Source organism: Sapientia aquatica, assembly GCF_004358105.1.
Taxonomy (GTDB): Bacteria; Pseudomonadota; Gammaproteobacteria; order Burkholderiales; family Burkholderiaceae_D; genus Solimicrobium; species Solimicrobium aquaticum.
In genome coordinates this window covers 168,988-192,930 of the sequence record NZ_SMYL01000007.1, presented here as the reverse complement: position 1 = coordinate 192,930, position 23,943 = coordinate 168,988, and the positions used below count along the sequence as shown (strand labels likewise).

The window sequence follows — 23,943 nt, the reverse complement described above, 5'->3', positions numbered from 1 at the left end:
TACGCGAACTCACTTTCCGCAGCGACCACGAAAGCATCTACATCACTGCCAAGAAAAAAGTCGTCATCAACGGTGGCGGCAGCTTTACCGAATGGAGCAAAGATGGCATCACCCACGGCACCAACGGATATTGGTTGGAACACGCGGCGGGGCATTTGATGGCGGGGCCGAAATCAATGGGAGTCAATATCCAAGGACACCCAGTATCGGAGTTATACAACGAACGCTTCGCTGTCAAAGGGGTGTCCGGCGACCCTTTGCCCGGTCTGCGTTACCACCTTCAAAGCAGCGACGGCGCGCATATCAGTACAACTCCGCCACACGGAAAGACCGCACCAATCCACTCTAAAACGGAAGATACCCTTCAATTTGGCCTTCATTTTCCGACCGTCCAAAAACCAGCACACGATAAGGAGTAAACAATGCCCGAACCCAAAATTTCAGTTACAGGCAAGACCAATAATCGACCAAACAGTGAAGTTGAGCTGAAATTAACTTGCCCCGTCATGTGGTCGTTGGGGACACAGTTCGCCTATGACCGCCTAAGCAATTACAACATCAAAACTCATCATTTCCGTTTGATTGAAAACTATGAAGTTCGCGCACGACGCATTGCCGGAACCTATGCCCGATTTTATTTGGAAACAGAACAATGCAGTAAGCCAGACAAAAAAGGACGCTTTTATTGGGCCGGATTAGCCGCATTCGCCAGCAAGACCGTGGCGTCCACCATGGAGTTCAAGCGGGTGCGCGCCCTGCCAACGAGCAAAGTGCGCTCTGGATTGGGCAAAGGCAATCTGTGGCTATTTATGGATATTGCCGCCACCCACTGGTATTGGGCAGCCGACCCAGCCAGTTTTCAACAATGCGCAGCGACTCGCCCCATCACCGCCGATTATGTCGCTGCGGTACGCGACGGATTGACCAAACTCGATTGGTATGACCCGTCGTTCAACACGCTTAAGCAGTTACCCATTAGCCCCGAAATTATCGAGGCGTTTAATTTATTGGAAGTCATTGATACTGTCGACGATAACGAAAAACCGCGAAAGCAATTGGCGCATTTGTTAGCCGTGGCGGTACACGAGCAAAAAAATATTCTCCAACCGCTGATTTATGACGATCCTGATTTTAGTTACTGGATCAAGGTGCAACGGGTACCGGGAGTGAACTATTTTTCTCCAGAATTAAAACTCGTATTTACTCATAAACCCGACACCGACGATCCAGAATTGGAGTCAAAAGCACCAGAAGATATAAAGCTTGAGAGCTACGATAGTCGAATGAAATGGATAAATGCCGCGGCTGAAAAATACCACGGGCTGATGCAAACACGCACAAAAACATTAGAAGACGAACTAGCCACCATGGCTGAATGGGTGCACATGCCCGACACGACCATCCTACCTAACGAAGTTATGCCCGAATGACGACCAAAAATCCAACTCATCGACCCAAACTGAGACTTTCGATCACAACCGTCCTTAGCGTATTGGCGTTTGTTGTCCTCTGCTGGTGCGTATCTCCCTACCTGACATGGATAACGTATCCGATCCATCAACTCATTCAACCTTTATTAAAGAAAGCGCATATGCCCACAACCAACGTCACTATTCGCATCGGACAACAAGGTGCCGATCTCGCCAAAATGTACCCCAATGATCTAATCGTTAACGATAAAAATGTTCATGGCGAAGTTGTTTTTTATGATTTTAATTGGTCGGTAAAGGGGCCTTACGGCAACGTCACCGTTGATAATGGACCATACACTTTTACGATACCAACCGTCACATACATCATCGGTACCGCCGTTCCTGGTGATTGGCCAGCAGAAGGGATCGAGGGATACAATATTTCAATCCTTTTCGGACCATCCGGCACCTATTCCCACCAACAAGCCCAAAATGCTTTCTTCGCCCTCCTCAATACCATTCAGACAGCGGGATGGAAACGCGAGATTGGGACTGTGTTTCCCCGCCTCGCAGGCCGCGACGCACTCGTCTATTCACAATTAGTGGAAGGGTTGTATTCGAATGACGCCACCTACGTTCCAACCTTCGAGGAATGGATGCAACTCAAGGATGGAACGTGCTGGAATTTTTATGCCAATGGCGTTTATCTATCGCTTCTATTTCGCCGCGATTCCACCCAAATGGATCCCAACAAGCCCGGCGCCTATTTTGTTACGATGACACTCCAGAGTCGGAATGGCTTCGAACGCCAGCACTTTAAACCCGGTAGTGAAGAACGCATGAACTGGACGACTTTATATCCATCCATTCGACAAAATCGAAAATCCAAACGCGCAGCAAAAGAAGCGCAACTCGCCACCGAAAAAAAATACCGTATCGACACGACCTACCGTGATCCAGACGAGTAACCAGATCATCATCGGCACAATACTCGGCACCGCGGCCACAGCCACACAAAACCTACTTGCTGTGGCTGGGCACGCCCGACAACCTCCATCCTAACTAACGAAGTCATGCTCGAATAATGACCAAAAATCCACCTATTCCATCCAAACAGAAACGATCTCTAGCGGCCGTCCTTAGCGTATTGGCGTTTGTTGTCCTCTGCTGGTGCGTATCTCCCTACCTAACATGGATAACGTATCCGATCCATCAACTCATTCAACCTTTATTAAAGAAAGCGCATATGCCTACAACCAACGTCACTATTCGCATCGGACAACAAGGTGCCGATCTCATCAACATGTATCCAAATGATTTAGCCGTTAACGATAAAAACTTTAAAGGAGTTATAGCCTTTTATAGTTTTGATTGGTCAGTTGCAGGCCCCTACGGCAACGTCACCGTTGATAATGGGCCATACACTTTTACTATACCAACCGTCGTACACATTATCGGTACCGCCGTTCCTGGCTATTGGCCGCAAGAGGGAATTGAAGGATATGACATTTCAATCCTTTTCGGACCATCCGGCACCTATTCCCACCAACAAGCCCAAAATGCTTTCTTCGCCCTCCTCAATACTATTCAGACAGCGGGATGGAAACGCGAGATTGGGACTGTGTTTCCCCGCCTCGCAGGCCGCGACGCACTCGTCTATTCACAATTAGTGGAAGGGTTGTATTCGAATGACGCCACCTACGTTCCAACCTTCGAGGAATGGATGCAACTCAAGGATGGAACGTGCTGGAATTTTTATGCCAATGGCGTTTATCTCTCGCTTCTATTTCGCCGCGATTCCACCCAAATGGATCCCGACAAACCCGGCGCCTATTTTGTTACGATGACACTCCAGAGTCGGAATGCCTTCGAACGCCAGCACTTTAAACCCGGTAGTGAAGAACGCATGAACTGGACGACTTTATATCCATCCATTCGACAAAATCGAAAATCCAAACGCGCAGCAAAAGAAGCGCAACTCGCCACCGAAAAAAAATACCGTATCGACACGACCTACCACGATCCAGACGAGTAACCAGATCATCATCGGCACAATACTCGGCACCGCGGCCACAGCCACACAAAACCTACTTGCTGTGGCTGTGCACGCCCGACAACCTCCATTCTACCTAACGAAGTCATACCCTAATATACGCGGGCTAGGGTAGGCTGCAGCGCCAAAATAAAACCACGTCAGGTCAAACGGAGAGCATCAAAACAACCGGATAAACTTATCCCCCGGGATCATCGACAGCACGAATAGGATGGCGACCAAAACCTTTGATACAGATGAAAAGTGGCGCTATCCGACGTCAACAAAACCCAGTCCACAGTGAATAATGTCGACTAAGCGCCGGGAGCGAAATACAGTGAATATTGCTCAGCATAAGTAGATTGGCTGGCAGAAGTTGAAAGAAGCATGCTAAGTCGGCTGCAAATGCGGATTAATTCAAGTCGATACACTTGGATAGGTCGGAAAAAAAATCGCTCTTTTTGTGATCTTTCCGATATTGTCCGCCGTGCCGGCAGGACACATTAATCAACGCGGATCACATTTTGAATAAAAAAAACGGACTAATCAGTCCGCTTTTTTACATCGATGTCGATCAAAAAATCACTTCACCGCCAAAATATCCTTCTTCAACTGCGCCATATCCAACGCACCGCGATAAGTTTTAACGACTTCACCGGATTTATTCAAAATCACCGTAAATGGCAATCCGCCGGCCTTATTACCTAAATCGGTCGATAACTGCGTACCGGACATTCCGCCGACGAATAAGGGATAAGTAATTTTGTATTTCTGCGCGAATTCGCCTAAGGCATCGGGACTGTCGATGCCAATGCCAATGAAGCTAACTTTTTTGGCAGTCAATTCGGTTTGCAAGTCCGACAAGGCTGGCATTTCTTTTACACAGGGCGCGCACCATGTTGCCCAAAAATTGACCACGACCACTTTATTACGGTAATCCGCCAAGGGCTTGGTTGCGCCACTTGCTTGTGCTGGGACAGTTGCCAAGCTGGAGGCAAATAAGCTGTCGCTAGGTTGGGCTTTTTCGGCGTGCAAATTGGAGGCCAGAACGCCCAGGCCGGTAAAAATAATGGCAACGATGCCAGTGATCACGGTGCGAGATGTCATGTGCTTTTGCTTTCTTCAATTAAAAGTTGTAGTGCTTCGATGGTGGCGCGCGGTGTTTTCTTGGCAGAACTGTTACGCAGATCGTCCACCGAAAATAAAATCAAATGGATCACTTCATTATGCAACATAAAACTTAAGGTTTCTTGCGGTTCGGCGCGCCCTTTGTTTTTGGGCAAATTCGTTTGTTGAGAATGCGATTCTGACACGTCAAATTGAATTCCCTTGTTGAGCAAATAAATCGCCACGTCTTTAGTATTATCCACAAACAAATGCAGCACGATCTCGCTGTGTTCGCCAGCAGTTCCATTTAACACCGCGCCAGTTAAATGCGGCATGAATTGCGCTAATTCTTGCATCACCTTTAACGCGCATGTTCTCAAATGCAGCAGACGTTGCGGCTGGCTGTGCGATAAAAACAATTGGTTATAAACGTGAATTTGTTGATCAATTGTCTCGTTATCGGGCAAAACCTCTTGTGCAGCTTTGTTCTTTCCCAACACTTGCTGCGCCGCCTTGCTTTTGGCAATGGCGTAAGTGGCTCCATCTTCAGCAATCAATTTAGCAGCAACTGTCGCTATTTGATGGCGTATTTCTTCCATCTGGCCTTTATGTGACCGTTCAAGATCAGTCATGGCGGAAAAAGGTGTCATAAATTCAAATCAACATCAACTAATTCGATAATTTGCCATGATAACCCCAAGCCGAAAGGCCTGCACTACAGGTAAAATGGCGGGATTATTTTTTTCGGCCCAGCTTGCGGCGCGATGCCTCTTATTAGCCTAGCAGAGTGTTTCACTGCTGGCCGCAAATTGACCGTCGCAATGATTGTTTCCACTCAGTTTGATTATTTTTTGACATTGTAAAGCAGGGATTTTAGCCTTTATGCGTATTCATATTCTTGGTATTTGCGGCACTTTTATGGGCGGATTGGCCGTCTTGGCGCGACAAGCTGGTCACACCGTCACCGGTTGCGATGCCAACGTGTATCCACCAATGAGTACCCAACTACGCGAACAAGGGATTGAATTAACCGAAGGCTACACAGCCGATCAAATCAGCGATGAGATTGATTTGTACGTGGTCGGCAACGTCGTCTCACGCGGTAATGCCTTGATGGAAGAAATCTTAAATCGGGGTCTGCCTTATTGTTCCGGCCCCGCTTGGATGGGCGAACATATTTTGTGCGGCAAATGGGTCTTGGCTGTGGCGGGTACACACGGCAAAACGACCACCTCGGCGATGCTAGCTTGGATTTTGGAAGATGCTGGCTACGCACCCGGCTTTTTAATCGGCGGTGTGCCGAGCAATTTTGGTATTTCTGCGCGGCTTGGTGTTAATCCAGATGAACCGTCGAGTTTTTTTGTGATTGAAGCAGACGAGTACGACTCGGCTTTTTTTGACAAGCGCAGCAAGTTTGTCCATTACCACGCCAAGACCGCGATTCTGAATAATTTGGAATACGATCACGCGGACATCTTCCCCGATTTAGCCGCCATCGAAACGCAATTCCACCATCTCGTGCGCACCGTGCCCGGCATCGGTCAGTTGGTAGTCAATGGGCGCGAGGAGTCGTTACAACGCGTATTAAAACGCGGCTGCTGGAGCGATAAAGTTAGCTTTGGTGTGGAAGATGGCTGGCATTTTAAGGGCGATCAATTGTATTTCCACACCACGCCGCACGGCCAATTACAATGGCAATTACAAGGCGAACACAATCGCCAAAATGCCCTAGCAGCGATTGCCGCCGCAATGCATGTTGGCATCACGCCTGAATTATCATTACACGCATTAAGTCAATTCAACAACGTCAAACGCCGCATGGAAGTGCGCGGTGTGGTCAACGGCATCACGGTGTACGACGATTTCGCGCACCATCCAACTGCCATCACGACCACGATTGCTGGTTTGCGCGACAAAGTCGGCGCGGGCCGAATTTTGGCCGTGCTGGAACCACGCTCCAATACCATGAAATTGGGTAGCATGAAAGCCGCTTTACCCGCTGCCTTAGCCCAAGCCGATATCGTGTTTGCCTACGGCGCAAGCAGTGGTCGCGATGCCTTGGGTTGGGATTTAGCCGAAGCGTTAGCACCACTAAGCGCGCAAGGGACGCCAGTTTTCTGCTTCCACGATTTAGCGCAAATGCAGCAAGCGATAGTTGAGCAAGCACGTTCTGGCGATTCAATTTTAATGATGAGCAACGGCGGCTTTGGCGGAATACACCAAAAAGTGGTGGACGCACTAACGCTGCAATTGGCCGCTTCGCAACAACCCGCCGCATGATTCTCTACTTACACGGTTTTCGCTCGTCGCCGGCTTCGTTCAAATCGACATTGATGGCGCAAACCCTGCGCGCTGCTGGTCGGCTGGACGAATTTATCTGCCCGCAATTACCGGCTTCACCTAAACTGGCGATAGAACTGTGCCAGCAACTGTTGACGAATGTGGATACAAGCAAACTGACGATTATTGGCTCGTCCTTGGGCGGATTTTATGCAACCTTCCTCGCAGAGCAATATGGCTGCCGAGCCGTACTTTTAAATCCTGCGGTCAAGCCGCCCCGTGATTTATCGTCCTATGTGGGCGTGACCACCATGTATCACAGCGATGAAGTGTTTGAGTTTAAGCAGGAGTACGTTGCCGAGTTACCGCTATTTTCGATCGACCACATCACCCACCCCGAACGCTATTTTTTGATTGCGGCAACCGGTGACGAAGTGCTTGATTGGCAAGAAATGGTGGCGCATTATCCGCGCGCAAAGCAGCATATTATTCAAGGCAGCGATCACGGCATTGCTGATTTTGCTAACTATATCGACGACGTGCTGGCGTTTTGCGATGCAAGCTAAGCTCAGTCCCATTTGCGCGCACTGGCACGAGCACGTTAATCATGTGCATGCGCCAGCAGCCATGCGCCATTGGCTGGCCGATCGCGGCTCGCTGACTGCAAAACTAATCGCGCATAGCAAGCAGTTTCAAGTACAGCGGGTTTATCAGCAAGCCGACTTTAGTTGGGCTGACGAATTCGCCGCCATTGGTTTGCCACGTATCGCCAAAGTCCATGCGCGCGAAGTATTGCTGCGTTGTGATGGCATGCCAGCCGTGTATGCCCACACAATTTTGCCGTTAAATTCTAATGCCAGCCAATGGCCGTTATTTAGAACCTTGGGCAATAAATCACTAGGCAGCACCTTGTTTGGTGATCCACAAGTTAAGCGTGGACAATTGCAATTTGCGCGCTTGCAGCCGAATCATCCAGCCATGCAACGCGCGCGGCTACTGCTTCAGCGCGAAGGTTTAGCGATAAAGGTATGCCAACCATTATTCGCGCGGCGCTCCTTGTTTCACCGGCGCGGTGGCGTGATGCTAGTGACTGAATTATTTTTACCAACAGTGGCGCAATTAACCCGCACATTGGTATCGAACACGAATTAATTTTTAATCTCCTTTGTAGAATCGACGTACTCCATGAATGTATTTTTTGAAGAATCTGGTGACTTTAAAGCTGGCTCGGTGATGTCACAAACACCCGATTCGTTTCAGGTTGAGCTACCCTCTGGCAAGCGCAGCAAAGTAAAAAGCAAAGATGTATTGATTCAATTCGCCGCACCCAGCGCAGAACAATTAATCAAAGAAGCGCACAGCATTGCGGACGAAATTGATTTGGATTTTTTGTGGGAAGTCGCAGGGGAAGAAGAATTCGGCTTCGCTGATTTAGGCAAGGAATATTTTGGCGCCGCGCTGTCACCAGCTCAGAACGCCGGCTTGATTTTCCGCCTGCACAGCGCACCGTTTTATTTTTACAAAAAAGGCCGTGGCCGCTATAAAGCCGCACCCGCCGCATCAGTCCAAGCCGCTTTAGCCGGCATTGAAAAGAAAAAGCAACAAGCATTGCTGCAAGCTGAGTATGTGGAACAACTCAAAGCAGGCCAACTGCCCATCAGCATGAAATCGATGGCGCAGCAGTTACTCTACAAGCCGGATAAAAATAGTCTGGAATACAAAGCGCTGACCGCTGCGTGCCAAGAGTTACAAACCACGCCGGAGCGCTTAATGCTCTCTACCGGCGGCATTGCCAGCGCCAAGGATTTGCATTTCTCGAAATTTCTATTTGAATATTTTCCTAAAGGCGTCGGCTTTAGCCATTTAATGGCCAATATCGCGCCACCTGAATTACCAACTGATTTGCCAGTTGCCGATGTGGCCGCGTTTTCAATTGACGATATTAATACCACCGAAATCGATGATGCCCTGTCGGTAACAACTCTGCCCGATGGCATGCTGCAAATCGGTATCCATATTGCCGCGCCCGGCTTGGCTATTCATCGCGATGACGCGGTGGATGCAATTGCGCGCAGCCGCATGTCCACGGTATATATGCCGGGTGACAAAATCACGATGCTGCCCAACGAATTGGTTGAGCTGTACACATTGGGAGAAGGCAAAGCCCGCCCTGCTGTGTCGCTCTACGCCACGGTCAATCCAGCCGATTGGTCGGTTGTTAGCACAGTGAGCAAAATTGAAGCAGTGCCGATTTCGGCTAATTTGCGCAATAACACGTTGGACGACATCGTTACCGAAGAAGCCTTGGCCAACAATGAAGGCGACTATCCGCATAAAGACGATTTAGCCGTTTTATGGAAATGGGCGCAGGTATTGGAACAAGGCCGCATGGAAAAACGTGCCGCTTGGGGCTTAAAGCCAGAGCAAAACAATCGCATGGATTTCAACTTCTATGTCGAAGACGATGTGGTCTCGATAGTGGCGCGCAAACGCGGCTCGCCTTTGGATAAAATCGTTGCAGAGCTGATGATTTTTGCCAATAGCACATGGGGTAAATTGATGGCCGATCACGGCATCCCCGGCATCTATCGCAGCCAAGGTGTAGGCAGCGGCGGCTGGGCGGCGCGGATGCAAGTGAAAATGCTGACCCACGCGGCCCCTCATCATAATTTGGGCGTAGATCAATATGCGTGGAGTACATCGCCGCTGCGCCGTTATACCGATTTGGTCAATCAATGGCAGATCATGGCGTGCATTCAACATGGCGTAACTGCTCCATTAGTCGCGCCATTTAAACCACGTGACGCCACGCTGTTTGCGATTGTGTCGGCCTTTGACGCTTTATATGCGGGCTATAACGATTTCCAATCAACGATGGAGCGCTATTGGTGCTTGCGTTGGTTTGCCCAAGAATGGCAAGAGCAACGCGCCAAGCAGGTCGAAGCCGTTGTTGTGAAAGAGGACGTCTTGCGCTTGGTCGATATTCCATTAGTGATACGCTTGGCTGGCTTGCCGTCCATGCAGCGCGGCTCCAAGGTCAAACTCGATGTCATCGGCTGGGATGAAGTCAGCTTATCGTTTGAAGCGCGCTTCCTTGAGCTACTTTCCAGCCCCGATTCCAATGCAGGCGTCGATGATGAGGACGAGGGAGAAGAGGAAGGTTTGGAGGAGCAGCACACCAGCGAGGCACAATTAGAGCAAACTGAATTGAACACCGACGCAGATGCGACTAACATCCAATCCCAAGCACAGGAGTCAGCTGGCGACGACGCAGCAACGCCGTGATAATGAAAACTTGGGCACTAGGCAAATCCATGACTGTGGTAGTTCAAGCGCAATTGAAACTCGCGCTTTGACAGACTATAAAAAGTTTGCCATAGTGCAATAGTTTGAAGTCAGCAAACCGCTTCAGGCACTTTGCACGGCATCAAGTTCGTCGTTTTCAACTTATTTTCAGCTTATTTTCAACTTCATTTGACGCGTTTTTTAGGCGAACCACGATTTTGCGAAACCAGACCTTAACCATCGCGCTAGTTGCATCTGTTTTAGCACATGCCATTTTATTGCTGATTCATTTCGTTGCCCCTGCTCCGCTGCCTCCGGTGGCAACCGACCCGGGCTTAGACGTCATCCTCGTCAATGCCAAACACGATCGTGCGCCCGTCAAAGCGCAAGCCTTGGCGCAAGCGAATTTAGACGGTGGTGGCAATGCGGACGATGGACATGCCAAATCGCCGATTCCGGATTTAAAAAGTAGCGAAGACGGCGACGCCATTCGTAAGCAACAGCGCCGCATTGAAGAATTAGAAAATCTGCAAAACCACTTGCTCTCGCAAGCCAACACCAAGTCCAGTTTTAAAACGCCGTCAGTGTTAGATAAGCGCAAAAACGATACTGCCAAGCCAGTCATTAGCGGCGACGACGAAGTTGACACCAACAAAGCCATCACCCGCATGGCGGCCGAGATCGCGCAAACCATCGAAGATCAAAACAAGCGCCCACGTAAAACATTCATTACGCCAAGCACCAAGGCGGTTGGCTATGCGATGTATTACAAGGCTATGCAGAAAAAGATTGAAGACGTTGGCACCATGCAGTTCCCCGAAAAAAATGGCGAGAAATTATATGGCGAATTGATCGTCTATATTCCGATTTTCCAAGACGGCACGATTTACGAAAAAGAAGGCGGCCCGCGTATTGAGAAATCGTCGGGCAATAAAGCACTTGATCGCGCCGCCATCAAAATCGTGCGCCGCTCCGCGCCGTTTGGTAATTTCCCCGCCAATATGCGCTCGACCGACAAAGACGATTTATGGATTGTGATTACCCGCTTTAAATTTACCCGCGATTTAGATCTCATCACCGACATCGCGGAACGCGGTGGAGGCAAAGCAAAATGAGTTCAAGCAAAGACCGTTATGTGGTGCTCGGCAATCCGATTGCCCATAGCAAATCGCCATTTTTACATACCCATTTCGCGCAACAAACTCAGCAAAATTTGGATTACCGACCATTGCTTGCGCCGTTAGATGAATTCGATACAACGGTGAATGGATTTATCGCCCAAGGCGGTAAAGGCGCAAACGTGACCTTGCCATTTAAATTGCAAGCGTTCGCCCTGTGCACGGAATTAACTCCACGCGCGAAAGCCGCTGGCGCGGTCAATACGCTACTTTTTAAAACAGGCCACATTATTGGTGACAACACCGACGGTTGCGGCTTGGTCAACGATATTGTGCACAACGCTGGCGTTAATTTAACTGGTCAACGTATTTTGCTCTTGGGCGCTGGCGGAGCAGCACGTGGCGCGCTGCTTCCCTTACTTGAATGCCAACCCGCACAAATCGTCATTGCCAATCGCACAGTCGCGCGGGCAGAAGAATTAGCGACGCAATTTCAACCCTTTGGGAACGTCTTGGCTAGCTCGTTTGAAGCGGTCAACGGCGCATTTGACCTCATCATCAACGCGACTTCCGCCAGCATCAACGCCGAAGTGCCGCCTGTTCCGGCATCCGTATTCTCTCCCAACTGTTTCGCCTATGACATGATGTATGGCAACCAGCCAACGGTCTTCATGCAGCACGCCGCCGCGCAAGGTGCGACAACCCGCGATGGTTGGGGCATGCTAGTCGAACAAGCAGCCGAAGCTTTTTATCTGTGGCGCGGTGTTAAGCCCGCTACCGATGCTTTATTAAAGCAGCACCCATGATGAAATTAATTAAACGGATTTTGCTGGCCTTAGTGCTGCTGTTCATTCTGATTCAGTGCTACTTTTTTGCATTGATTCTGTGGTGGACTAGCCATAATCCCAGCTCCACCTCGTTCATGCGCCACCAACTGGCCATTATTCGCGAAACCAAACCCGACGCGCAGTTGCAAAAACAATGGGTGTCTTACGACCGTATTTCCAATAATTTAAAACGGGCCATTATCGCGTCCGAAGACGCTAATTTCAGAGAACACGATGGCATTGACTGGAATGCGATGGAAAAGGCCTACCAAAAGAACAGCAAAAAAGGCCGCGTCGTTTCTGGTGGCTCCACCATTACTCAGCAATTAGCCAAGAATTTGTTTTTGTCCGGTCAGCGCAGTTATATCCGCAAAGGGGAAGAATTCATCATTACCTTTATGCTGGAAGCGGCCATGGATAAAGAGCGGATTTTTGAGATTTATTTGAATGTGGTCGAATGGGGCAATGGCGTGTATGGCGCAGAAGCCGCGTCACGCCATTATTACGGGATTTCGGCGGCTAACTTAAGCCCAGCCCAAGCGGCGCGCTTAGCAGTGATGTTGCCCAATCCGCGCTATTACGATGTTAATCGCGGCTCAAGCTACTTACAAAAACGCACCGATTTGATTGTGCGACGCATGGGATCTTCTACTTTGCCGTAAGCCCGTTATGCTCTGGGTCACCGAATCAAAAAAGCAGCCTTTGAGCTGCTTTTTTGTATTTTGAACGCTAAATTCACCGGATTAATCGTAAACCAATGAATATTGCACTGCCGATTGAACCACTCCAGCCACCAGCTCCACGCTACCAGTTTCTGGCGTAGTATCACGCACATACGACACTCGCCCCTTCTTGACCATATCTCGCATACCTGGTCGAAAGTGATCGACCAACACGCCCAATAGTTTGTCTCCATAAGGCGCGTAAATAGAGCCCCACGATCCGTCCCAGTATTGCGCTTCCAAATAAAAATGCACGCCTTTAGCGGCATTAACCGTTGCCATGTTGGGAAGGTAGTGAGCTGGATTGCCCGGACCGCCCGGGTAACCTGCGATACCCGGAATCATCACTTTTATCGGCAAACTCGCCACTTTCACATAGCCTTGGTAGATTTCAGAGCAGTTATACAGCTCAACGATAAATTCCGTCGTACCCGCCGTTGAATTATGGGTCGGCAAATCAGACACCTTTACAGTGGGTAAGTAGATGACTAACGGACCGGCAATGCCGTTTATTTTGACCGAGCAGGTGATGTTGGTAATTTCGCCCGAAAACGCCATTTCGCTTGCTTGCAACGCCGGCGCAGCGAAAAATGTAGTCCCAAAAATAAGCATAGCTAGTCCCAATAAGCTTCTCATTTACTCCCCCATTGAATTGCCATTAAAATAATTAATTTGCAATTTTAACTACCTAATTTAATAAAACATATTTAAAAGTGGAAAATGATGTGTTTTTTACACAATTTATGTCAATACGACGTCGAACACCTGTTGCTCAAATTAAACCCGAATACTTCAAGCTCATTTCGGTCTAGAGCCGGATTGGCAGTGGCCTATCCATTCAAAAAAATGCATAAAAAATAATAAAAAGCACCGAAACAGAATAGGGCCTCAACTCTAATATTGATTGAGAGATTTAAATGCATTAACAATCACTTTGTTGCCTAAAATCAATAAAAATTATGTAAATAATAATAAATATCGCAATTTCACTTTCCTAATAGTAATTTTTAACGTCTTTTTTCTTGCCAATCGGTCTTTGAAGTGGCAAAGTGCCGCTATCGTCATTAAACGAACTCGATAGTTGGCTCAAATTCGGTCTAATGCTTGCTTATTTGAAACATGCGCAAGACTCGGATTTATTTTTATTCTGCTTTTTAAAACCATCTTTTACACTCATTAATGGCAAAAAACCTCTTACTGTTAAATGGACCGAATTTGAATTTACTCGGCACCCGTGAACCACAGGTCTATGGCTCCACCACCCTCAGTGATATTGAACAAGCGGCACAAGCTCAGGCTAAGGCTGCAGGTGCGGAATTATCCTTTCTCCAAAGCAACCATGAAGGCGTCTTAATTGATCGCATTCATGCTGCCAAACAGCACAATGTCGATTTCATCGTGATCAATCCTGGCGGATTGACCCACACCAGCGTCGCATTGCGAGACGCGCTGGCGGGCGTGGCGATTCCTTTTATTGAGGTTCATATTTCCAACGTGCATCAAAGAGAAGCCTTTCGGCACAATTCTTTTTTGTCCGAAATCGCACTGGGTGTGATCTGTGGGTTGGGCGCTGAAGGTTACCGTTTAGCAATAGATTTTGCGCTGCAAAAACATTAAATTCTTTTATCTGCTGCCAATTACCTTATAATTGCGGCGATTCAGAAAAAACATATCCAAGACAAAATGGAGAAATACATGGATTTACGTAAGTTAAAAACGCTGATCGACTTGGTTGCTGAGTCAGACATCTCTGAACTCGAAGTGACAGAAGGCGAAGGGAAAGTTCGCATCGTTAAGGCTTCAGCGCAACAACCACAACAAGTAATGTACATGCCGCAGCAACCCATGCAGCAAGCCAATTTTGGCGTCGGCTCCGCACCAGCTCCAGCCGCTGCCCCGGTCACTGCCCCAGCCGCCGTGGCCGAAGTTCCAACAGGTCATATCGTCAAATCTCCAATGGTTGGTACGTTCTACCGCTCCTCGTCTCCTGGCAATCCAGCATTTGTTGAAATTGGCACATCCGTCAAAGAAGGCGACACACTGTGCATTATTGAAGCGATGAAGTTGTTGAATGAAATCGAATCCGATTTCTCTGGCGTTATCAAACAAATATTAGTTGAAAATGGTCAGCCAGTAGAATTTGGTCAGCCGTTATTTGTCGTTGCGTAGCCTTAAAAGTACTCTGCACTAGTCACATTGCGCACTAATGCTTTGTATACCGTCGCTGTGGTAGCACTTATACGAGTCGCGCCACAGAGACATACCTAGGCTCCTGGCCACCTGCTTTATCCTGAGATTGTCATTACATACCATGTTTGAAAAAATTCTAATTGCCAATCGTGGCGAAATTGCATTGCGCATCCAGCGCGCGTGCCGAGAAATGGGCATTAAAACTGTGGTCGTGCATTCCGAAGCCGATCGCGAAGCCAAATACGTTAAATTGGCTGACGAATCCGTTTGTATCGGACCTGCCCCATCGTCACTGAGCTATTTAAGTATGCCCGCTATCATTAGTGCAGCCGAAGTGACCGATGCCCAGGCTATTCATCCGGGCTACGGATTTTTGTCCGAAAACGCTGATTTTGCTGAACGGGTAGAACAATCCGGTTTCGTCTTTATCGGCCCGCGCTCCGAATCGATTCGCTTAATGGGCGACAAAGTCTCTGCCAAGCAAGCCATGATTATCGCTGGCGTTCCATGCGTTCCCGGTTCAGACGGCGCTTTGCCAGATAATCCAAAAGACATCGTCCAAACAGCGCGTAAAGTTGGCTACCCAGTCATTATTAAAGCAGCGGGCGGCGGTGGCGGACGCGGTATGCGCGTGGTGCACACCGAAGCAGCGTTGCTCAATGCGGTCACGATGACCAAAACCGAAGCGGGCGCGGCATTTGGTAATCCAGAAGTCTATATGGAAAAATTCTTGGAAAATCCACGCCACGTTGAAATTCAAGTATTGGCTGATACGTTTGGCAATGCAGTGTGGTTGGGTGAACGCGATTGCTCGATGCAGCGTCGTCATCAAAAAGTGTTAGAAGAAGCACCAGCACCGGATATCCCACGCAAAATCATCGAAAAAATCGGTGAACGCTGCGCCGAAGCCTGTCGCAAAATGGGCTACCGCGGCGCTGGTACGTTTGAATTCCTGTACGAAAACGGCGAATTCTATTTCATCGAAATGAATACCCGCGTCCAAGTTGAACATCCTGTGACCGAAATGATCACTGGCATCGACATCGTTCAAGAGCAAATCCGCATCGCTGCCGGCGAAAAATTACGCTTTAAACAGAGCGACATCGTCTTCCGTGGTCATGCCATCGAATGCCGTATCAATGCTGAAGACCCGTTTAAATTTATTCCATCGCCGGGCAAAATCACGTCTTGGCACGTCCCCGGTGGCCCTGGAATCCGTGTGGATTCCCATGCCTATGATGGCTACTTTGTGCCACCCCATTACGATTCCATGATCGGTAAAGTGATTGCCTATGGCGCTAACCGCGAACAAGCAATTCGCCGCATGCAAATTGCGTTGTCCGAAATGGTGGTCGAAGGTATCCAAACAAACATCCCATTGCACCGTGAATTAATGGTGGATGCTCGCTTCATCGAAGGCGGCACCAACATTCACTATTTGGAACATAAACTGGCCGAAAAGCCGGATTTATCTGCCAAAGCATCGAAGAAATAAGCAGTCACATTAGAAGTTGACTACGCAGTACGCAATTTATCAAAGGGAAGTGCATGAGTTGGATTGAAATCGTGGTTGAAGTGGCATTGGCGCAAGCGGAAAACTATTCGGATGCGTTAATGGAGTTCGGCGCCTTATCGGTATCGGTTGAAGATGCCGATGAAGGCACGGACGCTGAGCAACCGCTGTTTGGCGAACCGGGCATGGAACCCAAAGAATCCGCTTGGGAACGCAGCCGCGTGGTGGCGTTGACTCCCACCGATTTCAATCACGCTGAATTAGTCGAACTCGCTGCCAATCACTGCGGCATGCCTATTCCACCCCATACTTTGCGCTCGGTAGCCGACCAAGACTGGGTGCGCCTGACTCAATCGCAATTTGAACCGATGTTGATCGGCAAAGGCATTTGGGTGGTGCCGAGCTGGCATAGTGCGCCGGATCCGACGGCCATCGTGTTGGAACTTGACCCTGGTTTAGCCTTCGGTACCGGCAGCCATCCGACCACGCGTCTGTGCATGGAATGGTTGGAAGCGCATGCGCCGATTAATAAAACCGTCATGGATTACGGCTGCGGCTCCGGTATTTTGGCGATGGTCGCTAAAAAACTGGGCGCAGGCAAAGTCGAAGGCGTTGATATTGATCCGCAAGCGATTACGTCTGCCGAATTCAACGCCGTGCGTAATCAATGCGAGATTGAATTTTCCCTACCGAATAAAGTATCGACTAGCAGCTACGATGTTGTGGTGGCCAATATCCTGTCCAACCCACTTAAACTCATGGCTCCGATGTTGTCAGCCAAAGTTGCCGCAGGCGGCAGCCTGGTTTTATCGGGCGTTTTAGAGCGTCAAGCGGACGAAGTGGCCGCCGCCTACGCACCTTTCATTGAACTCACTGTTTGGCAAGAACGCGACGGTTGGGTTGCTTTGCATGGTACGCGACCAAGTTCAGACTCCATTTAGCCGACATTAAACACGATGCTGTTAGCCACTAAATGCCCTCATTGCAAAACCACCTTTCGCGTCGCTAACGACCAGCTCAAGTTACAAGCAGGCTTAGTTCGTTGTGGGGTTTGCCAACAAATTTTTAATGGCATCGAACATCTGGCGGGCACTAATCCAAGTTTGACCACGCCGGTCTCGGCCCTTGCGAGTGCAAGTTCGGTACCGGCATCAGCAGCAATTTCTGCACCAACTCCTGCGCCGAATCCTGTCCATGTTCCTGCAACAACACCAGCTAAACCAGTTGTACCTGCCGCTGTAGAAGCAACAAGCCCCGCGCAATCCGCAGCTGAGTCTTCAGCGCCGCTTATTCGACAACCAAGCACGCCCGTTCCAGCGCAACACGAAGCTATCGCTGTTCCGACTCCGGCAACTGCAGCCAAAGAAATCAGCGTTGACGATCTTGAGTTTGACCTACCCGGAATCGCCTCGGCACCAGCACTCGACTCGACGGCTGTTTCTTCACTTTCGGCGTCCGATTTTTCTCACCGCGTCGAACCCCAGCTAGTGGCCGAACCTGACCCTGCGACTTCGTTTAGCAATTCGGTCGATTCCATCATTGGAACAATCGGCTCACGCACCAAGGCACAATTGGAAGCGGAGGTGCAAGCCTTGTTAGATGCCGATCTGCAAGGTGAGCTGTTAGCTAAAAATAGCGAGTCGAGTGAATTGTCCGCTCTGCCTGGCTTTACGGCTATTGAACCTTCGTTGTATTCCGCTCCGAGTCCTGCCGCAACCAGCAAGCACGACGAAACGATTGTCGTTGCGCCGGCTTTCAGCGAATTTGACGAAACCCATAATACGCCGCGAGTAGCCGACGATGTGCTGTTAGATTACGCGCAACAAGAAGGTGCGCTGAGCGATTCGGAAAGCAATGGCGAAGACGACTTGGACAACATTGACCAACTGCGCTTTATTCGCCAAGCCAAGAATAAAAAACGAACACTTTTGCTGCTCAGCGCCGGCACAGTCTGCATGTTATTGCTGTTAATTGGTCAGGCAACCTACCAATTCCGCGATCTGATCGCCGCGATGTATCCGGCTAGCAAAGATACTTTAGTTACGCTATGCAGCTACGCCCAATGCAAAATAAAACTGCCTGCGCAAATTGATGCGCTCAGCTACGAAGCCGACGAGCTGCATTCGCTACCGCATGACAATACGTTTGAATTAAGCATGCTGCTGCACAACCGCAGCAATCTGCCGCAACAATGGCCCAATATTGAATTGACGTTAAAAAACACGCAAAAACAAGCGATCTTGCGCCGCGTCTTTACGCCCGCCGATTACCTCGCCAACGCGCGTGACATACAAACGGGATTCCAAGCCAATCAAGAGCAATCTGTCAAAATGTACTTTGAAGTTGCGCAGTTAAAAGCGTCGGATTTTGTGGTCGCGATTTTTTATCCCTAAGATTAAATCGCCTCAGCGCGGAACAGAAATTGCACCGGCAAGTCGATGCTTACACTCCAAGCTTGCCTAGCATTTGCTGACCGCGCCAATTAAATTCATTTTAGCAGTCTTGTATCAAGCTGCTAAATTAAGTCCAACGCCCTACCCGCCAAACCCCCGTTACGAAAGAATCGTCATGTCGCCATCTCCCAAGATCACCGTCGTTGGCAGTATTAATATGGATTTGGTCTTCCGCACGCCGCGCATCCCTGTAACCGGCGAAACAATCACTGGACACCAGTTTGTGCAAATCGCGGGCGGCAAAGGCGCCAATCAAGCCGTCGCCGCTGCTAGGCAAGGCGCTAAAACAACGATGATTGCTTGCGTGGGCGATGACGCTTACGGTCAGCAATCATTGCACGGTCTGCAAGCCGATCAGATCAAGACCGATCACATCAGCATCATCGCCGACTGCGCCACGGGCGTGGCTGGAATCATGGTGGATGATCGCGCACAAAATATCATCGTGATCGCACCCGGCGCGAACGCCAAGCTTTCACCGCAACATATCGAACAAGCTAGGTCTGCAATCACCGAAGCGGATTTATTAATCTGCCAATGTGAAACCCCGTTAGATACGGTAGAGGCCGCCATTCATTTAGCGCATGCGCATGGCGTAAAAGTTGTTTTCAATCCGGCACCAGTGATTGAATTACCAGTTGGTTTGTTGGGCAAGATTGATTATCTGGTGGTCAACGAGACCGAAGCCGGGCAACTCAGCCAAATCCCCGTCACCGATTTAAGCAGCGCGCAGAGCGCTTCCCGCCAGTTATTGTCCCAAGGCGTGCGATGTGTATTGCTGACTATGGGCGAACACGGCGTTTGCGCGACCAAAGCGACGCAGCCCAGTGAACATTTTCCAGCCTTAAAAGTGAAGGCCATCGACACTACGGCAGCAGGCGACACATTTGTTGGCGCATTTGCCCACGCGATTGGTCAAGGATTAGCTTTGCACGCAGCGATTGAAGAAGCCCAATATTGCGCTGCGTTGACGGTCACTAAATTGGGCGCGCAGAGTTCCATCCCTAATCGCACTGAGTTGGAACACTTCAAAGCAGCGCAGAATAATCAATCCCGCTAAAATAGCGCCACCACATTTAAATCGATTCACTTTGACCAAGGACTCAACATGGCAGCCAAACATAAAGTTATCTTTGATACCGACCCAGGCGTGGACGACGCAATGGCATTGTACTTTGCACTAGCTCACCCAGATATCGACGTCCTTGGAATCACCTCGATTTTTGGTAACGTCACCGTTCAACAAGCCACCGAAAATGCGCTGTATTTAACCCGCATCGCTGGTTACGATATTCCGGTTGCAGGCGGCGCGCTGGTTCCGCTGGCCAAAGCACCGGGCACACCACCGGGCTTTATTCACGGTGATGACGGTTTAGGCAACCTGCCGTCACGCAGCACCATCAACGCACACGCCGAATCTTGCAGCGCCGCCGAATACATCGTCAACATGGCACGTCAACATCCGGGTGAAATTACCTTGGTCGCGGTGGCGCCCTTAGCCAATCTTGGTCTGGCCTTAAAACTGGAACCCAATTTGCCTAAGCTATTAAAGCAAGTGGTGTTAATGGCTGGTACCGTAATTGAGCCGGGCAACGTGTCGCCAGTTGCTGAAGCCAACGTTTGGAATGATCCTGATGCAGCCGATTTAGTCTTTACCGCGGGCTGGAATTTAACCATGGTTGGATTGGATGTGACGCATCGCGTGGTCTTGCCATCAAGCTTTTTTGATGCTTTAGCAAACAAACACAATCAGCATTTAGCAATGACGACCTTGCGTCATGCGGTACATTTTTATTGCAATTTTTATGGCGCGATTCGCCCAGAACTCGGACACGCGTGTTTCGGCCATGACGTTTTAGCGTTTGTTTATTTAGTCGCGCCGGAATTATTCCAAACCCAAGAAGGCCGCATCCGCGTCGCCAAAGAAGGCTTTGGCAACGGACAAACTATGATGGACCGACACGGTAAGTTGTTCTACCCACAACCGGGTTGGGAACCAGAGAAACCAGTAACACGCGCCTGTATGCAAGTCGATGTGGAAGGCTGTATCAACTTAATCGAAACCACCTTAGGTGGTGATTGGTTAAAAACTCCATTAATCGTGAGCTAATTGACGGCAACCAAGCAATGCTAATCCAACCCGTTGATTACCGTTCCCCCAACGCCGCGCAAGAGTTTTGTGCCAGCTTGCATCAGACCGGCTTTGGGGTATTAACGCATCATCCGTTGTCGCAAGCCTTGGTCGAACACATTTATGCGGAGTGGTTAGCCTTTTTTAACAGCTCCGCTAAATTTAATTACCCGTTTGATCCGGTTAAATTTGATGGCTACTTTTCACCGCAAGTCTCTGAAACCGCCAAAGGATTTAGCAAAAAGGATTTAAAAGAGTTTTTTCATATTTACCCGCACGGACGTTTTCCAACCGAAGTCTCCGATGCTGCTCGCACCTATTACCAACAAGGTTCGGCCTTGGCGGGCGAATTATTAGAATGGGTGGAACGCTTTACCCCACCTGACATTCAGGCGGCCTATTCCATGCCTTTGCCTGACATGATTCGCCACTCAGAGCAAACCCTGCTGCGCGTATTGCACTATCCGCCATTACAAGGTGACGAAGATCCGGGCGCTGTGCGCGCCGCCGCGCACGGCGACATTAATTTGCTCACCATCCTGCCCGCAGCCACCCAAGCCGGACTGCAAGTGATTGCCAAAGACGGGCAGTGGCACGATGTGCCCTGCGATTTTGGGATGTTGATCGTCAATATCGGCGACATGCTCGATGAGGCGTCCAACGGTTACTACCCATCGACGGTACATCGGGTACTCAACCCTAGCGGCGTGGCTGCTACCCAGTCGCGCGTTTCGTTGCCCCTATTTTTGCATCCTCGGCCAGACGTGGTGCTGTCCAAACGCTACACAGCGCAATCCTATCTCGACGAGCGCTTGACTGAATTGGGAATGAAAAAATAGTCCCGCCGCAACGTTCATTGCGGGCAAAAACAATGGGATTGGCTCAGCATTTGAACAACGCCTAACCAATCCCAACCTTGCAACTCTGATCTACTAAGCTAGAAAGTCCCTTGCAACGATACCGACAATAATCGGGAATCACCGAAGAAAGGATACGGGTATTTTGACTTATCCTTATTGTCATCGTATTGCACCTTCAACGCCGTGTTAGCGCGGAAATCCCATCGCACCACTAATGAATTAGTACTTTGCGCTTCAATAAATTGGAGCAATGCAGGATTTTGCGCAACAGTCGTGTATTGAGAATGGGTAATCATCGGTGTGAAATCGCCCCATTTGTAACCTACGCCAAACAAATTATATTTATAAATATTGTCGATATTCACTGCAGCGCTGACTTGCTGATAGCGATCAATTTCAGCGCGCACCAACCAATTCTCATAATCCATATTGGCCGATAAACCTTCAATCCGAGTGAATAAGTTGCTCACTCCAGTTGTCGGTGTGCCGGTGTAATAAATTTCAGTCGTATCGCGGTACTTCATCACCATCGCACGTACGTCAAAAATACTATTGGTGGCAGAAACATAACCGCCCACCATGTGATCCCATGTTTCGGTGGTTGGCGCAGCGTTATAAATTAATGAGTCATAGGCGTCATAGGTCTGTTTAAATTTACCCACCCACGCACTGGCGTTCATCGACCAAGCGGACGATCCCAATTGGGTGTGGTAGCTAATATTTGCACCGTCATAGGCATAAATTGGCCAACCATACACATCTGGCGGCGGCCTCACCCAAGGATAGGAATAGCCAATATATAAATAGTCGCTGTAGTAATACAGAGGAATCCGCAACCGCCCTGCTTGCACCGTAATGGGCGAATCGGCACTCGGACTCCACGAGGCATACAGCCAATCTACCGACGGGCTAGACCCATTATTAGGATTTTGTGCGCGCATTACAAATTGGCCGGTGACGGAGAAATTCGGTGTAAATTCTTTACGCAATTGCACACCAACTAGCGATTCTTGATCGATCTGAAAGCCTTTGCTTTTTTCGTACACCCCAACATATTCCCAATTCTGAATCGTGCATGGGCAATGCCATTGTTGATACATCCAAGCGGCACTGCTGCCCTGTGCTGAACCACTGAGCACTTTGGCACCCGTTAAATCGTAAAATCCGGTGGCGGTAAACGAGCCACTGTCATCTAAGTCAATCGCATGGACGAAAGGATGAAACAGTAAAATTAGTAGCAACACCAAGAATGACATAATTCTGTTCATTTTTAGAGCTCCTCGTTGCGCGGAATGGTCGGCTTGGCTGACGTTTGGTTTGATTCTGGTATTCATCGTGTTGGCCTCTTTTATGGCAGGTCAATTAGCTGGATAGATAACTCTGACAGTCGAATCAACCGCCGCCTTTTCGATGTAACCGATAGCATTAATATCGCTACCCACCTGCTTTTTGACTTCATCACTGGAGCTAAATTGTTTCGGTGGTTTAGCTTTGCCAGTGAACACTAACTTAGACCAAATAGCTCGCACCTGCGAAGGGTCTTTGTCAGTAATGGTCTTATAGAACTCAACCCGAATTGGTGAACCTTCGGCCAAATCGATAGGTGTAAAAGTGCTGGTATTGCCTAAAAAATATTGGGCAATTTGATCTTTGGAGATAGCAGTCGTTGGACTCTTGGGATTGACGACCACCACAAAATCAGCCCAAACTGGGTTGTAAATCACACAAAGTGACAGACTAATAATTAGCCCAGTAATACTCTTTTTCATCATTTGCCTCCCCTAACTACAGCACTTGAATTGAGAATCAATGACATCGACTCGGCGCAGGAATAACAAGGATAAAAACGCCGACACCTTATTTAAGGCTAGTACGTAAAAATAAAAATACCAATTATTTAGGCCCAAGCACACCGGAAAACCACAAATGTAAATTCGAGTCAATTCAACAGTGACATCCAAGCAAACCGACATGACAGAGAAAGGCCGGCACCGTTAGCGCATCTACGCTAAC

Annotated in this window: 24 protein-coding genes; 19 read left to right on the top strand and 5 right to left on the bottom strand. The window is 49.1% G+C overall.

Annotated elements, in window-relative coordinates; all coding sequences use genetic code 11:
* From E2I14_RS14045 to E2I14_RS14030, 4 genes are all read left to right on the top strand, one after another.
* Positions 1 to 419: DUF2345 domain-containing protein (locus E2I14_RS14045; protein WP_133329601.1), on the top strand; the 419-nt coding region annotated here is incomplete at its 5' end.
* A 3-nt stretch (positions 420 to 422) separates the two neighbouring features.
* On the top strand, positions 423 to 1,430 hold the full coding sequence (locus E2I14_RS14040; protein WP_133329599.1) for a DUF2515 family protein: 1,008 nt from the start codon (positions 423 to 425) through the stop codon (positions 1,428 to 1,430).
* A 161-nt stretch (positions 1,431 to 1,591) separates the two neighbouring features.
* Entirely contained in the window at positions 1,592 to 2,380 is a 789-nt protein-coding gene (locus tag E2I14_RS14035; RefSeq protein ID WP_133329597.1) for a hypothetical protein, read from the top strand.
* A 278-nt stretch (positions 2,381 to 2,658) separates the two neighbouring features.
* Complete coding sequence (locus E2I14_RS14030; RefSeq protein ID WP_133329595.1) at positions 2,659 to 3,447, top strand: hypothetical protein; 789 nt, start codon at positions 2,659 to 2,661, stop codon at positions 3,445 to 3,447.
* Between the two features lie 579 nt (positions 3,448 to 4,026).
* On the opposite strand, the gene E2I14_RS14025 is transcribed toward E2I14_RS14030, so the two are convergent.
* Positions 4,027 to 4,551: a TlpA family protein disulfide reductase gene (locus tag E2I14_RS14025; protein ID WP_133329593.1), complete on the bottom strand. Its 525-nt coding sequence runs from the start codon at positions 4,549 to 4,551 to the stop codon at positions 4,027 to 4,029.
* The gene (locus E2I14_RS14020) at positions 4,548 to 5,201 is read right to left on the bottom strand and encodes a hypothetical protein (RefSeq protein ID WP_227544743.1); all 654 of its coding nucleotides are present in this window, start codon (positions 5,199 to 5,201) and stop codon (positions 4,548 to 4,550) included. The genes E2I14_RS14025 and E2I14_RS14020 overlap by 4 nt, the downstream gene beginning before the upstream one ends.
* Positions 5,202 to 5,433: 232 nt before the next feature.
* Between E2I14_RS14020 and mpl the strand changes: the two genes are divergently transcribed.
* The 7 genes from mpl to mtgA all read left to right on the top strand — a co-directional run bounded on the left by mpl (position 5,434) and on the right by mtgA (position 12,723).
* Complete coding sequence (gene mpl, locus E2I14_RS14015; RefSeq protein ID WP_133329591.1) at positions 5,434 to 6,831, top strand: UDP-N-acetylmuramate:L-alanyl-gamma-D-glutamyl-meso-diaminopimelate ligase; 1,398 nt, start codon at positions 5,434 to 5,436, stop codon at positions 6,829 to 6,831.
* Positions 6,828 to 7,397 (top strand): YqiA/YcfP family alpha/beta fold hydrolase, encoded by a 570-nt coding sequence (locus tag E2I14_RS14010; RefSeq protein ID WP_133329589.1) that lies wholly within the window; start codon positions 6,828 to 6,830, stop codon positions 7,395 to 7,397. Before mpl ends, E2I14_RS14010 begins: the two co-directional genes overlap by 4 nt.
* Positions 7,387 to 7,983 (top strand): chorismate--pyruvate lyase family protein, encoded by a 597-nt coding sequence (locus tag E2I14_RS14005; RefSeq protein WP_133329587.1) that lies wholly within the window; start codon positions 7,387 to 7,389, stop codon positions 7,981 to 7,983. Before E2I14_RS14010 ends, E2I14_RS14005 begins: the two co-directional genes overlap by 11 nt.
* A gap of 33 nt (positions 7,984 to 8,016) precedes the next feature.
* Positions 8,017 to 10,116 carry a ribonuclease catalytic domain-containing protein gene (locus tag E2I14_RS14000; RefSeq protein WP_133329585.1) on the top strand — a complete coding sequence of 700 codons (2,100 nt, stop codon included), beginning with the start codon at positions 8,017 to 8,019 and terminating at the stop codon, positions 10,114 to 10,116.
* Between the two features lie 218 nt (positions 10,117 to 10,334).
* Positions 10,335 to 11,231 (top strand): TonB C-terminal domain-containing protein, encoded by an 897-nt coding sequence (locus tag E2I14_RS13995; RefSeq protein WP_227544742.1) that lies wholly within the window; start codon positions 10,335 to 10,337, stop codon positions 11,229 to 11,231.
* The gene (gene aroE / locus E2I14_RS13990; RefSeq protein WP_133329583.1) at positions 11,228 to 12,040 is read left to right on the top strand and encodes a shikimate dehydrogenase; all 813 of its coding nucleotides are present in this window, start codon (positions 11,228 to 11,230) and stop codon (positions 12,038 to 12,040) included. The genes E2I14_RS13995 and aroE overlap by 4 nt, the downstream gene beginning before the upstream one ends.
* The gene (mtgA, locus tag E2I14_RS13985) at positions 12,037 to 12,723 is read left to right on the top strand and encodes a monofunctional biosynthetic peptidoglycan transglycosylase (protein ID WP_406675712.1); all 687 of its coding nucleotides are present in this window, start codon (positions 12,037 to 12,039) and stop codon (positions 12,721 to 12,723) included. The genes aroE and mtgA overlap by 4 nt, the downstream gene beginning before the upstream one ends.
* An 81-nt stretch (positions 12,724 to 12,804) precedes the next feature.
* Here the strand turns inward: mtgA and E2I14_RS13980 are convergent, their stop codons facing one another.
* A complete protein-coding gene (locus E2I14_RS13980; RefSeq protein WP_133329581.1) occupies positions 12,805 to 13,419 on the bottom strand; it encodes a fimbrial protein in 615 nt (204 codons plus the stop codon).
* A 543-nt stretch (positions 13,420 to 13,962) separates the two neighbouring features.
* Here E2I14_RS13980 and aroQ point away from each other — a divergent pair.
* The 8 genes from aroQ to E2I14_RS13940 all read left to right on the top strand — a co-directional run bounded on the left by aroQ (position 13,963) and on the right by E2I14_RS13940 (position 21,909).
* Entirely contained in the window at positions 13,963 to 14,400 is a 438-nt protein-coding gene (gene aroQ / locus E2I14_RS13975; RefSeq protein ID WP_133329579.1) for a type II 3-dehydroquinate dehydratase, read from the top strand.
* A 78-nt stretch (positions 14,401 to 14,478) separates the two neighbouring features.
* Positions 14,479 to 14,952 carry an acetyl-CoA carboxylase biotin carboxyl carrier protein gene (gene accB, locus E2I14_RS13970; RefSeq protein ID WP_133329577.1) on the top strand — a complete coding sequence of 158 codons (474 nt, stop codon included), beginning with the start codon at positions 14,479 to 14,481 and terminating at the stop codon, positions 14,950 to 14,952.
* A 142-nt stretch (positions 14,953 to 15,094) separates the two neighbouring features.
* Positions 15,095 to 16,468, top strand: coding sequence for an acetyl-CoA carboxylase biotin carboxylase subunit (accC, locus tag E2I14_RS13965; protein WP_133329575.1), 1,374 nt, complete (start codon positions 15,095 to 15,097; stop codon positions 16,466 to 16,468).
* Positions 16,469 to 16,521: 53 nt separating this feature from the next.
* Entirely contained in the window at positions 16,522 to 17,427 is a 906-nt protein-coding gene (gene prmA, locus E2I14_RS13960) for a 50S ribosomal protein L11 methyltransferase (protein WP_133329573.1), read from the top strand.
* A gap of 15 nt (positions 17,428 to 17,442) precedes the next feature.
* The gene (locus E2I14_RS13955) at positions 17,443 to 18,879 is read left to right on the top strand and encodes a DUF3426 domain-containing protein (protein WP_133329571.1); all 1,437 of its coding nucleotides are present in this window, start codon (positions 17,443 to 17,445) and stop codon (positions 18,877 to 18,879) included.
* A 175-nt stretch (positions 18,880 to 19,054) separates the two neighbouring features.
* Complete coding sequence (gene rbsK, locus E2I14_RS13950) at positions 19,055 to 19,999, top strand: ribokinase (protein WP_133329569.1); 945 nt, start codon at positions 19,055 to 19,057, stop codon at positions 19,997 to 19,999.
* Positions 20,000 to 20,047: 48 nt separating this feature from the next.
* The gene (locus E2I14_RS13945; protein WP_133329567.1) at positions 20,048 to 21,049 is read left to right on the top strand and encodes a nucleoside hydrolase; all 1,002 of its coding nucleotides are present in this window, start codon (positions 20,048 to 20,050) and stop codon (positions 21,047 to 21,049) included.
* 17 nt (positions 21,050 to 21,066) lie between these two features.
* Positions 21,067 to 21,909, top strand: a complete 843-nt coding sequence (locus E2I14_RS13940) for an isopenicillin N synthase family dioxygenase (RefSeq protein ID WP_133329565.1) — start codon at positions 21,067 to 21,069, stop codon at positions 21,907 to 21,909.
* A 98-nt stretch (positions 21,910 to 22,007) separates the two neighbouring features.
* Here the strand turns inward: E2I14_RS13940 and E2I14_RS13935 are convergent, their stop codons facing one another.
* A complete protein-coding gene (locus E2I14_RS13935; protein WP_227544741.1) occupies positions 22,008 to 23,198 on the bottom strand; it encodes a hypothetical protein in 1,191 nt (396 codons plus the stop codon).
* Positions 23,199 to 23,288: 90 nt separating this feature from the next.
* Complete coding sequence (locus E2I14_RS13930; protein ID WP_319945935.1) at positions 23,289 to 23,702, bottom strand: type 2 periplasmic-binding domain-containing protein; 414 nt, start codon at positions 23,700 to 23,702, stop codon at positions 23,289 to 23,291.
* Positions 23,703 to 23,943 lie beyond the last annotated feature (241 nt).